Origin of the sequence: Bradyrhizobium sp. 142, assembly GCF_023074015.1 — a bacterium.
In the GTDB taxonomy this organism is placed as follows: Bacteria; Pseudomonadota; Alphaproteobacteria; order Rhizobiales; family Xanthobacteraceae; genus Bradyrhizobium.
Genome location: NZ_JADPKQ010000115.1, coordinates 1 through 13,993, shown reverse-complemented (window position 1 = coordinate 13,993; position 13,993 = coordinate 1). Strand labels below are relative to the sequence as shown.

The following is a 13,993-nucleotide window of genomic DNA, read 5'->3' as shown; positions in this document are numbered from 1 at the left end:
CCCAGCAAGAGTTCATCTCATGTAAGGCAGCCACGCTCTCTCCGTTCCCTCCCCCACAAGGGGGGAGGGAACGGAGAGAGCTTTCCCCGGAGCAAGATGAAGCACATGGCAGGCAACCACGATCACGCCGCCTTCGACTGCGCTGCCAGCGACGCAAAGGTCTTGCCTTCCGCCGCGAGCTTCTTCAGCAGCGGCGCGGGCTCGAGGCTGGGGTCGTTGGTCTCCTTGGCGTAGAAGGCCAGGCGGTCGGCGATGTGCTTGAGGCCGACGCTGTCGGCCCAGAACATCGGGCCGCCGCGATAGATCGGCCAGCCGTAGCCGTAGAGCCAGACCACGTCGATGTCGGACGGGCGCGCCGCGATGCCCTCTTCGAGGATCTTCGCGCCTTCGTTGATCATCGGATACATCATGCGCTCGAGGATCTCCTCGTCGCTGACGACGCGCTTCTTGCGGCCGAGACGCAGCAGCGTCTCATCGATCAGCTTTTCGACCTCGGGATCCGGCAGCGGTGAGCGCGAGCCCGCCTCATACTTGTAGTAGCCCTTGCCGGTCTTCTGTCCGAAGCGGCCGGCTTCGCAGAGCGCGTCCGCGATCTCCGACTTGATGCCGCGATCTTTGCGCGAGCGCCAGCCGATGTCGAGGCCGGCGAGATCGCCCATCGCGAACGGCCCCATCGGCATGCCGAATTTGGTGACGACGGCATCGACCTGCTGCGGCAGCGCGCCTTCGAACAGCAGCTTCTCGGACTGCTTGCCGCGCTGGGCCAGCATGCGGTTGCCGACGAAGCCGTCGCAGACGCCGACCACGGCCGGCACCTTGGCGATCTTGCGCGCGATCGTCACCGCGGTCACCAGCGCATCCGGCGCGGTCTTGTCGGCGCGCACGATCTCGCACAGCTTCATGACATTGGCCGGCGAGAAGAAGTGCATGCCCAGAACGTCCTGCGGGCGCTTGGTCGCCTTCGCGATCTCGTCGATGTTGAGATAGGAGGTGTTGGAGGCGAGCACGGCGCCCGGCTTGACGTACTGGTCGAGCTTGCCGAACACTTCCTGCTTCACCGCCATGGTCTCGAACACGGCTTCAATGACAAGGTCGGCATCGCCGACGTTCTCGATGCCGACGACGCCGTTGATCAGCGCCATGCGCTTGGCGGGCGCATCGGCCGGGATGCCGCCGCGCGCCGCGGTCGCTTCCCAGTTCTTCTGCATGATGCCCATGCCGCGCTTGAGCTGCTCCTCGCCGGTCTCGATCAGGGTGACGGGAATGCCGGCATTGGCGAACGACATCGCGATGCCGCCGCCCATGGTGCCGGCGCCGAGAATGGCAACACGGTTAACGGGCCGCGGCTTGGTGCCTTCGGGCACGCCGGCGATCTTGGCGGCTTCGCGCTCGGCAAAGAAGGCATAGCGCTGCGCCTTGGACTGGTCACTGGCGACGAGCTTGAGGAAGCCTTCGCGCTCCTTCTTGAGACCTTCATCGAACGGCAAGTCGATGGCGTAGCCGACCGCGTCGGCCGCCGCGAACGGCGCTTCCAGCCCGCGCGACTTCTTGGTCATGGCCGCAACGGCATTGGTGAAGATCGAACGGTCGGCCTTGGCGGCCGCAATCTTGGAATCGTCGTCGCGCAGCCGGCGCAGCGGACGCTTCTCGGCGAGCAGTTTTCGCACGAAGGCTTCGCCGCCGGCAGCCGGCCCCTCGACGATCTCCTCGATCAGGCCGTTCTTCAGCGCTTCGGCAGCACCGATCGGATCGCCGCCGACGATCATCTTGACGGCAAGCTCGGGGCCGACCGCGCGCGGCAGGCGCTGGGTGCCGCCGGCACCAGGCAGCAGGCCGAGCTTCACCTCGGGCAGGCCGAGCTTTGCCTCTTTGACAGCCACGCGGAAATGACAGGCCAGCGCGACCTCGAGGCCGCCGCCGAGCGCGGTGCCATGGATCGCGGCCACGATCGGCTTCGGCGAGTTCTCCATTTCGGCCAGCACTTCATTGAGGCCCGGCGGCTTTGGCGGCTTGCCGAATTCGGTGATGTCGGCACCGGCGATGAAGGTACGCCCGGCGCAGGTCAGCACGATGCCCTTGATCGCGGGATCCGCGACCGCGGCCTTGATGCACTCCAGAATGCCGCCGCGGACTGCGGCGCTCAGCGCGTTGACCGGAGGGCTGTTGACCGTGATGATCCCGACCTCGTCATGACGCTCAAGTTTGACCACTTCGCTCACGGTGTCCCTCCTTGGTGGGGCTTGCTTTTATGGATTTCGCACTGCGGAATTTAATTCCGCATCTTGACGGCAGGGTTATTTTGAAGCACGTGGCTTGTCAACGACTCCGCGCAAGAAGCAGATCAGGGATGAAGCGTACAGGAAAGAAGACTGCGACCGACCGGAATTTCGTCGTCGCGCTTTCCCGCGGGCTGGACGTATTGCGCGCATTCGAACCCAATGACGGCCTGCTCGGCAATCAGGAGATCGCGTCGCGAACGAATCTGCCCAAACCAACGGTATCCCGGCTGACCTACACGTTGACGAAGCTCGGCTATCTGGCGCCGGTTCCCCGCTTCGAGAAGTACCAGCTCACGCCCGCCGCGATGTCGCTCGGTTACGCGGCGCTCGCCAATCTCGGTGTTCGGCATTTGTCCGAACCGTTCCGCGAGGAAGTGATGCGCGCGACGGGAGGCGCCGTCGCCGTCGGCGGCCGCGACCGTCACAGCATGATCTATTTCGGGCAGAGCCGCGGCAGCGAGACGGTCGGCGTTCAACTTGACGTCGGCTCCCGGGTGCCGATTGCAACCAGCGCGATGGGCCGCGCCTATTTCTGGGCGCTGGACGAACAGGATCGTGCCGAACTGTCGCGTGTCCTGCGCGAGCATTACGGCAGCCGCTGGCCCAAGATGCGCGACGGACTGGAACGTTCCGGCGAGACCGTCGCGAAATACGGTTTTGCGATTTCGGTCGGCGACTGGCACGACGACATCGGTGCGGCCGGCGTCGCGCTCAGGCTGAACGACGGAACCGGGCCCTATGCTTTCAACTGCGGCGCGCCCGCATTCCGTTTCACGGAAGAGCGTTTGATCAACGACATTGGACCGCGTCTGCTGACGATGGTAAGGAACATCGAAGCGGCGCTCGGGGGTCTGATGCCGCACTCAAAAAAACAAGACAGCAAGAAGCTGAAGTCAGGAGGAAAAGTTGCGCGTGTGGCCGAGGGGATCAGATAGCCTTCGTCATTGCGGGGAGCGGTTCGCATCGCTCCTGCGCCCACTCAACAACGTGGGCGAGACGAGATGACGCAGGCACAGCTCGCGCAGGGGACATCGCCCCTGCTCGCCGTTCGCGACGTCAGCGTCGTGTTCGGCGGCATTGTCGCGCTCAACGGTGTGTCCTTTGACATGCATAAGGGCCAGATCCTGGGATTGATCGGCCCCAACGGTGCCGGCAAGACCACGCTCTTCAACTGCCTGTCCCGGCTGTATCAGCCGTCGTCCGGCGACATCCTGATGGAGGGCGTCAGCATCCTGTCGCGGCCGCCGCACCGGATCGCCGAGATCGGCATCGGCCGCACCTTCCAGAACGTGGCGCTGTTTCCGAACCTGTCGGTGATGGACAACGTTCGCGTCGGCGCCCATTCGAAGACCTCCAGCGACATCATCAGCGACTCCCTGAGGCTTGCCTGGGTCCGGCGCAGCGAGAGCAGCGTCAACGACAAGGTGCAGGAGATCCTCGCCTATCTCAAACTCGAGGACGTCGCCCATACTGTCGTCTCCGGCCTGCCTTTCGGCACGCAGAAGCGCGTCGAATTGGCGCGGGCGTTGGCTGCCGATCCGAAGATCCTGTTGCTGGACGAGCCGGCCGGCGGCCTCAACCACGAGGAAGTCTATGTGCTCGGCGACCTCATCCGCCACATTCGCGACGAGCGCCACATGACCGTGCTTCTGGTCGAGCACCACATGGGCCTCGTGATGTCGATCGCCGACCACGTCGTCGCATTGAACTTCGGCAAGAAGCTTGCGGAAGGCACGCCGGCCCAGGTGCAGGCCGACCCCGACGTCATCAAGGCCTATCTCGGGAGCAAGGACCAATGACGACGCTGCTCAACGTCAAGGACCTGCGCGCCTATTACGGCCAGGTCCAGGCGCTCCACGGCCTGTCCTTCTCGCTCAGCGAAGGTTCGCTGACGACGCTTTTGGGCGCCAACGGCGCCGGCAAGACCACGACGCTGCGCGCGATCTGCAACATGGTGCGCTCCACCGGCGGGATCGAGTTCGACGGCAAGCCGCTGAACCACCGCTCCACCGAGAGCATCGTGCGCTTCGGCATCGCCCATGTGCCGCAGGGCCGCGGCACCTTCACCACCATGACGGTGGAGGAGAACCTCCAGTTAGGGGCCATCACCCGCAAAGACAGCGCCGGCATTGTCTCCGATATCGAGCGCATGTACGCGCATTTCCCGGTCTTGAAGCAGCGGCATACGCAGCAGGCGGGCACGCTCTCCGGCGGCGAGCAGCAGATGCTCGCGGTCGCCCGTGCGCTGATGCTGCGGCCGCGGCTGATGCTGCTGGACGAACCGTCCTTCGGATTGGCGCCGCTGGTCGTGCGCGACCTGTTCGGCATCCTTGGCAAGATCAACCGCGAGGACAAGGTGTCGATCCTGGTGGTCGAGCAGAATGCGCAGCTCGCGCTCGAACTCGCCGACCAGGCCTATGTGATCGAGACCGGACGCATCGTGATGTCGGGCAATGCCAAGGACATCGCGAACAACGAAGAAATCCGCAAATCCTATCTGGGTTACTGAGGGAGCCGGGACAATGGAGCTTTTCACCAACCAGGTCCTGGCTGGGATTGCCACCGGCGCAATCTACGCCTGCATGGCGCTTGCGGTGGTCATGATCTACCAGGCGATCGACCATCTCAACTTCGCGCAGGGTGAGATGGCGATGTTCTCGACCTTCATCTCCTGGCAGCTCATGCAATGGGGCGTGCCCTATTGGGCCGCCTTTGTGCTCACGCTGGCCCTTTCCTTCGTCGGCGGCATCGCGATCGAGCGCATCTTGTTCAAGCCGCTCGCGAAGGCGCCGATCCTGACCAACGTCGCCGGCTTCATCGCGCTGTTTGCGATCATCAACTCCTCGGCCGGCCTGATCTGGGACTTCACCATCAAGCAGTACCCGACCCCGTTCGGCTCCGCGCCGTTCCTGGGCAGCCAGCTGATCTCGACCCACCAGGCCGGCATGATCGGCGTCACCGTGCTGCTGCTGCTCGGCCTCTACTTCTTCTTCCAGTACACCAAGATCGGTCTCGCCATGCGCGCCGCCGCCTCGGTGCCTGAATCGGCCCGGCTGGTCGGCATCAACACCTCCTGGATGATTGCGCTGGGCTGGGGCATGGCATCCGCGATCGGCTCGATCGCCGGCATGCTGATCGCTCCCGTCGTGTTCCTCGAGCCCAACATGATGGGCGGCGTCTTGATCTACGGCTTCGCCGCTGCCGTGCTCGGCGGACTGACCAGTCCGTTCGGCGCCGTGGTCGGCGGCTTCCTGGTCGGCGTCTTCGAGAACCTCGCCGGCACCTATATCCCGGGCGTCGGCAACGAGCTGAAGCTTCCGATCGCGCTCGCGCTGATTATCTCCGTCCTGGTCGTCAAACCCGCTGGCCTGTTCGGCCGGCACATCGTCAAGCGAGTTTGATCATGAGCGCTGCAGAAGACGTCGTCACGGAAGCCCCGGCCGTCGAGGCCGTTCCGAAGCGCGCCATGACGCTGGGCACCGGCACTTCGCTGCTGGTGCTCGCGGCGCTGCTCATCATGCCCGTGTTCGTCAAGAACTTCATCATCTTCCAGATGACGATGCTCCTGATCTACGGGCTGGCGGTGCTGGCGCTGAACATCCTGACCGGCGGCTCCGGCCAGTTCTCGCTCGGCCAGAGCGCGTTCTACGCCGTCGGCGCCTACACGACGGCGGTGCTGATGGAGCACTTCAACGTCAACTACGCCCTGACCTTGCCGATCGCCGGCGTGGTCTGCTTCGCATTCGGCTTCCTGTTCGGGCAGCCGGCGCTGCGGCTTTCCGGCGTCTATCTCGCGCTCGCGACCTTTGCGCTGGCCACCGCCATGCCGCAGCTGTTGAAGCTCAACTTCCTCGAGCACTGGACCGGCGGCGTGCAGGGCCTCGTCGTCACCAAGCCCGATGCGCCGTTCGGCCTGCCGATGTCGCAGGATATGTGGCTCTACTACTTCACGCTCGTCGTCGTGATCGCGATCTACATCTTCTCGGTGAACCTGCTGCGCTCCCGGTCGGGCCGCGCCTTCATGGCGATCCGCGACAACGAGATCGCGGCCTCCGCCATGGGCGTCGACGTCGCGCTGTACAAGACGCTGGCCTTCGGTGTCTCCGCCGCCGTCACCGGCGTCGCAGGCTCGCTCGGTGCCATCGCGGTGCAGTTCGTGGCGCCCGACAGCTACACCATCACGCTCGCGATCTCGCTGTTCCTCGGCATGGTCGTCGGCGGCGTCGGCTGGCTGCCCGGCTCGATCGTCGGTGCCGCCTTCATCATCTTCGTACCGAACATCGCGGAGGGCATCTCCAAGGGCCTCTCCGGCGCCGTGTTCGGCGTGCTGCTGTTCCTCGTCATCTACCTCGTGCCGCATGGCGCGAGGCAAGTCGCGATCCTGGGACAGCAGTTCGCCGGAAAGCTCAGGAAGAACTGAAAATTCTCATAACGAGATAAAGGAGACCGAATTGCTTCTCGGAAGAACACTGCGAACCGCTGCGCTGGTCACGGCAACGGCGGTCATCACTTTCACCTCCGGCGCGGCATTTGCCCAAAAGAAATACGACACCGGTGCGTCCGACACCGAGATCAAGATCGGCAACATCATGCCGTACAGCGGTCCGGCGTCGGCCTATGGCATCATCGGCAAGACCGAAGAAGCCTATTTCAAGATGATCAATGACAAGGGCGGCATCAACGGCCGCAAGATCAGCTTCGTCACCTATGACGACGGCTACTCGCCGCCGAAGGCAGTCGAGCAGGTCCGCAAGCTCGTCGAGAGCGACGAGGTTCTGGCCGTGTTCAACCCGCTCGGCACGCCCTCGAACAGCGCGATCCAGAAATACCTGAACGCCAAGAAGATTCCGCAGCTGTTCGTCGCGACCGGGGCCACCAAGTGGAACGATCCGAAGAACTTCCCCTGGACCATCGGCTGGCAGCCTTCCTACCAGAGCGAAGCGCAGATCTACGCGAAATGGCTGCTCAAGGAGAAGCCGGACGCGAAGATCGCGATCCTCTATCAGAACGACGATTTCGGCAAAGACTACCTCAAGGGCACCAAGGACGGCCTCGGCGCCAAGGTCTCGTCCATGATCATCATGGAGGAGAGCTACGAGGTCTCCGAGCCGTCGATCGACGGCCATATCGTCAAGATCAAGGCCGCCAATCCGGACGTGCTGCTGATCTATGCGACGCCGAAATTTGCTGCCCAGACCATCAAGAAGACCGCCGAGCTCAGCTGGAAGCCGCTCCAGATCCTCACCAACGTGTCGATCTCGGTCGGCAGCGTGATGAAGCCGGCCGGATTCGAGGCTTCGCAGGGTGTGCTCTCGGCAGCCTATGCCAAGGACTCCACCGACCCGCAGTGGGCCAACGATCCCGGCATGAAGAGGTGGAATGAGTTCGTCGACAAGTACATGGCGGGCGCCGACAAGTCCGACACCAGCATGGTCTATGGCTATGGCGCTGCGTCGACTCTGGCCAAGGTGCTGGAAATGTCCGGCGACGATCTGACGCGCGCCAACCTGATGAAGCAAGCGGCGAGCCTCAAGGACTTTGCGCCGGACACCCTGCTGCCCGGCGTCAAGATCAACACCAACGCCACCGACTTCGCGCCGATATCCCAGCTCCAGATGCAGCGCTTCAGGGGCGAGAAGTGGGAACTGTTCGGCGAGATCATCAGCGGCGACGTCGCTTCCGAGTGACCCGCTGACGACACAGTCCCGGCCAACGAGCCCCCGCGCGCGATCGCGGGGGCTTTTTGTTGACGTCGGGCGTCAATCTTGTTCAATGCAGCGCCGATGCAACTCGGGGTAGGAGAGCAATGACTGCCGTTCGTTTTCAAGTTGCGGTTGTTTTGGTCGCGGTCGCATTGTGCACTGCGATGAGCAGCGCGGCCCTTGCGCAAAAGAAATACGACAGCGGCGCTTCCGACACCGAGATCAAGATCGGCAACATCATGCCCTATAGCGGCCCGGCCTCCGCCTATGCCGCGATCGGCAGGACCGAGGAAGCCTATTTCAACAAGGTCAACGCCGAGGGCGGCATCAACGGCCGCAGGATCAAGTTCATCTCCTATGATGACGGCTATTCGCCGCCGAAGACGGTGGAGCAGGCGCGCAAGCTGGTCGAGAGCGACGAGGCGCTGCTGATCTTCGGCTCGCTCGGCACCTCCACCAACGGCGCCATCCGCACATACATGAACGAGAAGAAGGTGCCGCAACTGTTCGTCGCGAGCGGCGCCTCCAAATGGAACGACCCCAAGCAATATCCGTGGACCATGGGCTGGCAGCCGAGCTACGCCAGCGAGGCGCGGATCTATGCCAAGTACATCATGAAGGAGAAGCCGGATGCCAAGATCGGCGTGCTCTATCAGAACGACGATTTCGGCAAGGACTATCTGAAGGGATTGAAGGACGGCCTCGGCGCCAAGGCGTCGATGATCGTGCTCGCGGACAGTTACGAGACCTCGGAGCCGGCGGTCGACGAGCACGTCGTGAAGCTGAAGGCCGCCGGCGCCGACGTCCTGGTCAGCATCACCACCCCGAAATTCGCCGCACAGGCGATCAAGAAGGCGGCCGAGATCAACTGGCATCCTATGCACATCATCTCCAACGTCTCGGCCTCGGTCGGCGGCGTGATCGAACCGGCGGGGCTCGAGATCTCACAGGGCATCCTGTCGGCGACCTACACCAAGGACGGCTCCGATCCGCAGTGGAACGCCGACGACGGCATGAAGAAGTTCTACAATTTCCTTGCGCAGTATGATCCCAAGGCCAACAAGCTCGATGCTGCCGTGGTGTTCGGCTATGCCGCCGCGCAGACCGTGGCGAAGGTGCTGCAGATGTGCGGCGACGATCTCACCCGCGAGAACGTCATGAAGCAGGCCGCACACCTGAAGGATTTCGAGCCAGATACGCTCTTGCCCGGCATCAAGATCAACACCGCGCCGGACAATTTCGCTCCGATCGAGCAGCTCCAGATGATGCGTTTCAAGGGCAAGAAATGGGAGCTGTTCGGCGAGATCATCTCGAGCGAGATGGGTCATTAGAACTCTTTGAGCAGAGCGCAATTTGAGGTCAGGCTGGAATAGCAGCGCAACTCAGGATCAATGCGCTGACGCAAGGGACTGAATCTTACCAGCCGGAATATTCCGCGCCGCATCGATCAAATTGCGCCGGCTGCGATATTCGCTGAGGCGATTTTCTTGCTGGCCGGACGGGAAGGGTATTCAATGTGTGCAGGAGCGGCGCGAACGAGCGCTCCCAATCAAAAAAAGCGACACATTGAAACGGACCAAGGGAGATCAAGATGCCTGCAATGCATGTGCGGCTGGGGGCCGTTGCGGCCGCCCTCGCGCTAGCTGCTACCTTTTCCACCGCAGCGTCAGCGCAAAAGAAATACGACACCGGCGCGTCCGATACCGAGATCAAGATCGGCAACATCATGCCCTATAGCGGCCCTGCTTCGGCCTATGGCGTGATTGGCAAGACCGAGGAAGCCTACTTCAGGAAGATCAATGCGGAAGGCGGCATCAACGGCCGCAAGATCAACTTCATCAGCTACGACGATGCCTACTCGCCGCCGAAGACGGTCGAGCAGGCGCGCAAGCTGGTCGAAAGCGACGAAGTGTTGTTGATCTTCCAGTCGCTGGGCACGCCGTCGAATTCCGCGATCCAGAAATACATGAACTCGAAGAAGGTGCCGCAGCTCTTCGTCGCTACCGGCGCCACCAAGTGGAACGATTCGCAGAACTTCCCCTGGACCATGGGTTGGCAGCCCAACTACCAGAGCGAGGCACGCATCTACGCCAAGTATATCCTGCAGAAGATGCCGAACGCCAAGATTGCCATCCTCTATCAGAACGACGATTACGGCAAAGACTACCTGAAGGGCATAAAGGAGGGGCTTGGCGCCAAGGCGGCTTCGATGATCGTCGCCGAAGAGAGCTACGAGACGTCCGAGCCTACCATCGACTCCCACATCGTGACGCTGAAGGCAACCGGCGCCGATGTCTTCTTCAACATCACCACGCCAAAATTCGCCGCCCAGGCGATCAAGAAGAACGCCGAGATCGGCTGGCATCCGACGCACTTTCTCAACAACGTCTCCGTTTCGATCGGCAGCGTGATGAAGCCGGCCGGCTTCGAAGCCTCGCAGGGCATCGTCTCCTCGAACTACTACAAGGATCCGACCGATCCGCAGTGGAAGGACGACCCGGCGATGAAGGCCTGGAATGAGTTCCTCGACAAATACTATCCCGAAGCCAACCGCACGGATTCGTCGGTGATGTACGGTTACATCGTCGCCCAGGCCCTTGTGCACGTGCTCAAGGCGTGCGGTGACGATCTGACGCGTGCGAACGTCATGAAGCAGGCGGCCAGCATCAAGGACTTCGAACCTGCCGGCCTCTTGCCGGGCATCAAGGCCAATACGGGCCCCACCGACTTTGCTCCGCTGTCCCAGTTGCAGTTGATGCGCTTCAAGGGAGAAAGCTGGGAGCTGTTCGGCGACGTCCTCAGCGGTGACGTCAGCGGCTGAGGACAGCACGGCCCCAGGGTGGCTACCAAAAGAGGTGACTACTAAAGAAGCAGTCCCTGCGACGTCGTCGCAGGGGCTTTTTCTTGATGCTGCAACGCAAATCGTATTCAATTGCTGCCGCGTCGCCAAGAAACCCAGAAAAAGAATGGCGCACACACACTAAGAAAATAGGGAGATTGGAATGCCTGCTGTCACCGGCAAATTTGCGGCCGCGTCCATTGCGCTCGCAGTCTTCGCAGCCTCGACCAGTGCCGCACTTGCCCAGAAGAAATACGATACCGGCGCGACCGACACCGAGATCAAGATCGGCAACATCATGCCATACAGCGGACCGGCCTCCGCCTACGGCGTCATCGGCCGGACCGAAGCCGCCTATTTCAAGAAGATCAACGACGAAGGCGGCGTCAACGGCCGCAAGATCAACTTCATTTCCTATGACGACGGCTATTCGCCGCCGAAGACGGTGGAGCAGGCGCGCAAGCTGGTCGAGAGCGACGAAGTCCTCCTGATCTTCAACTCGCTCGGCACGCCGCCGAATTCGGCGATCCACAAATACATGAATTCGAAAAAGGTGCCGCAGCTCTTCGTCGCCACCGGCGCCACCAAGTGGAACGATCCGAAGAACTTTCCGTGGACGATGGGCTGGCAGCCCAACTACCAGAGCGAGACGCAGATCTATGCGAAGTGGCTACTCAAGAACAAGCCGGACGCCAAGATCGCCGTGCTTTACCAGAACGACGATTACGGCAAGGACTATCTCAAGGGCCTGAAGGACGGCCTCGGGGCCAAGGCCGCCTCGATGATCGTCATCGAGGAGAGCTACGAGACCTCCGAGCCGACCATCGACAATCACATCGTCAAGCTGAAGTCGACCGGCGCCGACGTGTTCATGAACATCACGACTCCAAAATTCGCAGCGCAGGCGATCAAGAAGAACGCCGAGATCGGCTGGAAGCCGCTGCACTTCCTCAACAACGTTTCGGCTTCGGTCGGCAGTGTGATCAGGCCTGCCGGTTTCGAGAATGCGCAGGACATCATCTCCGCCGACTATCTCAAGGACGTGGCGGACCCGGAATGGGCGAACGACCCGGGCATGAAGGGATTTCTTGAATTCATGGCCAAGTACTTTCCGGAAGGCGACAAGCTCGCTCACGAAAGCATCGTCGGGTATGGCGTCGCGCAGACGCTGGTTCAGGTGCTGAAGCAATGCGGCGACGATCTGACGCGCGAGAATGTCATGAAGCAGGCCGCCAACCTGAAGGACTTCCGGACAGAAGTGCTGCTGCCGGGCATCCAGATCAACACGTCACCAACCGACTTTGCGCCAATCAGCCAGCTTCGGCTTGAACGATTCAAGGGCGAGAAGTGGGATCTGTTCGGTGACGTGATCAGCGCCGACGTCGGCGGCTAGCCGACTGGCATCTTACGTCGACGAAAGCCCCCTGCGAGACCCTTGCAGGGGGGCTTGCGTGCCGATTATGATCACGCGATTGCACAATCGAATGATGGCAAAGCCCGCTTACGCTTTGGCGCATGATGCGGTAGGCAGGTGAGCGGCGCGTTTGCCGCCAGCCTCCCCTGTCTGCTCAAGGCCTTCGTCATGACCGACCGACGTCCCCTGCTCCGCGCGCTCTACGACGCCGCCGTTGCCGCCGCCCATCCCAATGTCGTGCTGGCGCCGCATCTGCGGCCCGCTCCCAGAGGGCGCGTGATCTGCCTTGCCGCCGGCAAGGGCGCGGGCGCGATGGCTGCGGCCGCGGAGCGACATTATCTCGACACGCTCAAGCTTGCGCAGCAGCGGCTGGTCGGCATCGCCACCACCCGCCACGGCTACGGCGTGCCGACGCGCCGCGTTCGTGTAGTCGAGGCCGGCCATCCCGTGCCTGACGAAGCCGGCCTGAAGGGCGCAGCCGATACGCTCGCGCTCGCGGGCGAGGCCGGGCCCGACGATTTGCTTCTGGTGCTGCTCACCGGCGGCGGCTCGGCCAACTGGATCGCGCCGGTGGAGGGCATCAGCTTTGCGCAGAAGCAGGCGGTCAACAAGGCACTGTTACGCTCGGGCGCGCCGATCGGCGAGGTGAACACGGTCAGAAAACATCTGTCGCGGATCAAGGGCGGACGGCTGGCGCGTGCCGGCAAGAACGCCGCCGAAATCGTTACGCTTGCGATCTCCGACGTGCCGCATGACGACGCTTCCGCGATCGCCTCCGGCCCCACTGTGCCGGACCCGACCACGCTGGCGGACGCGCGTGCGATCGTGGCGAAGTACCGCCTCGACATTGACGAAGCCGTACGCCGCGCGCTCGACGATGACCGCAACGAAAGCTGCAAGCCGGGCGATGCCGCCTTTGCGCGCGCGCATTTCGAATTGATCGCGCGTCCCAAGCAGTCGCTCGACGCCGCGGTGAAGCTCGCTAGGGACGCCGGCTACGAGACGATCGACCTCGGCGCCGATCTCGAAGGCGAGGCGCGCGAGGTCGCCGCCGGTCACGCCAGGATGGCCCTGGACGCGCGCGCGCAAGGCAAGCGGATCGCGATCCTCTCCGGCGGCGAGCTCACGGTCACCGTGCGCGGCAACGGCCGCGGCGGCCCCAACCAGGAATACGCGCTGGCGCTCGCCGAGCTGCTGCAGAACACCATCGGCATCTCCGCGCTCGCCGGTGACACCGACGGCGCCGACGGCGGCGCCGGCAATCCCACCGACCCCGCCGGCGCACTGATCGACGCGGCGACGTTCGCGAAGATGAAGGCGCAAGGGCTGGAGCCCCAGGCCTATCTCGACAACAACGATGCCACGACGTTCTTCGAGGCGACCGGTGACCTGTTGCTGCCGGGCCCGACGCTGACCAACGTGAACGACATTCGCGTGATCTTGGTGGATTGAGATCGCTCACCCTCCCCTGGAGGGGCAGGGCGATCGCATATGGATTTCACGCGGACTGTCCGCGGGCTTGCTCGGCCTCTCCCGCTTGCGGGAGAGGCCGGCGCGCTCGCAGAGCGCGGCGGGTGAGGGCTCTCGCCACGGCGGGATATCCTCCCCAATCTCAACAATCCCGACGCGGAGACACCCCCACCCCAACCCTCCCCCGCAAGCGCAGGGCTGTCCCGGGAAAATCACACATAGATGAGCTCCAGCTGGTCGAGAGAGAACCTGGGCTTTGGCTTGCTGGGATTGACTGGCGGAGGCTTGT

At 62.9% G+C, this 13,993-nt stretch carries 11 protein-coding genes; 10 read left to right on the top strand and 1 reads right to left on the bottom strand.

Translation table 11 applies throughout. From position 1 onward, the window contains the following. Positions 1–122: 122 nt before the first annotated feature. Positions 123–2,219 (bottom strand): 3-hydroxyacyl-CoA dehydrogenase NAD-binding domain-containing protein, encoded by a 2,097-nt coding sequence (locus IVA82_RS11800; protein ID WP_247387609.1) that lies wholly within the window; start codon positions 2,217–2,219, stop codon positions 123–125. 128 nt (positions 2,220–2,347) lie between these two features. Between IVA82_RS11800 and IVA82_RS11795 the strand changes: the two genes are divergently transcribed. The 10 genes from IVA82_RS11795 to IVA82_RS11750 all read left to right on the top strand — a co-directional run bounded on the left by IVA82_RS11795 (position 2,348) and on the right by IVA82_RS11750 (position 13,686). Beyond that, entirely contained in the window at positions 2,348–3,214 is an 867-nt protein-coding gene (locus tag IVA82_RS11795; RefSeq protein ID WP_247387611.1) for an IclR family transcriptional regulator, read from the top strand. 66 nt (positions 3,215–3,280) lie between these two features. Beyond that, on the top strand, positions 3,281–4,078 hold the full coding sequence (locus tag IVA82_RS11790) for an ABC transporter ATP-binding protein (protein ID WP_247387608.1): 798 nt from the start codon (positions 3,281–3,283) through the stop codon (positions 4,076–4,078). Then, positions 4,075–4,788 (top strand): ABC transporter ATP-binding protein, encoded by a 714-nt coding sequence (locus IVA82_RS11785; RefSeq protein ID WP_148739087.1) that lies wholly within the window; start codon positions 4,075–4,077, stop codon positions 4,786–4,788. Before IVA82_RS11790 ends, IVA82_RS11785 begins: the two co-directional genes overlap by 4 nt. A gap of 13 nt (positions 4,789–4,801) precedes the next feature. Then, positions 4,802–5,680 (top strand): branched-chain amino acid ABC transporter permease, encoded by an 879-nt coding sequence (locus tag IVA82_RS11780; protein WP_247387607.1) that lies wholly within the window; start codon positions 4,802–4,804, stop codon positions 5,678–5,680. Positions 5,681–5,682: 2 nt separating this feature from the next. Further along, positions 5,683–6,699, top strand: coding sequence for a branched-chain amino acid ABC transporter permease (locus IVA82_RS11775; RefSeq protein WP_247387606.1), 1,017 nt, complete (start codon positions 5,683–5,685; stop codon positions 6,697–6,699). A 31-nt stretch (positions 6,700–6,730) separates the two neighbouring features. Further along, positions 6,731–7,966 carry an ABC transporter substrate-binding protein gene (locus tag IVA82_RS11770; RefSeq protein WP_247387605.1) on the top strand — a complete coding sequence of 412 codons (1,236 nt, stop codon included), beginning with the start codon at positions 6,731–6,733 and terminating at the stop codon, positions 7,964–7,966. A gap of 119 nt (positions 7,967–8,085) precedes the next feature. Beyond that, a complete protein-coding gene (locus IVA82_RS11765) occupies positions 8,086–9,312 on the top strand; it encodes an ABC transporter substrate-binding protein (protein WP_247387604.1) in 1,227 nt (408 codons plus the stop codon). Positions 9,313–9,572: 260 nt separating this feature from the next. Next, entirely contained in the window at positions 9,573–10,802 is a 1,230-nt protein-coding gene (locus tag IVA82_RS11760; protein ID WP_247387603.1) for an ABC transporter substrate-binding protein, read from the top strand. A 181-nt stretch (positions 10,803–10,983) separates the two neighbouring features. Then, the gene (locus IVA82_RS11755) at positions 10,984–12,213 is read left to right on the top strand and encodes an ABC transporter substrate-binding protein (RefSeq protein WP_247387602.1); all 1,230 of its coding nucleotides are present in this window, start codon (positions 10,984–10,986) and stop codon (positions 12,211–12,213) included. Positions 12,214–12,402: 189 nt separating this feature from the next. After that, positions 12,403–13,686, top strand: coding sequence for a glycerate kinase (locus tag IVA82_RS11750; protein WP_247387601.1), 1,284 nt, complete (start codon positions 12,403–12,405; stop codon positions 13,684–13,686). The last annotated feature ends 307 nt before the right edge of the window (positions 13,687–13,993 follow it).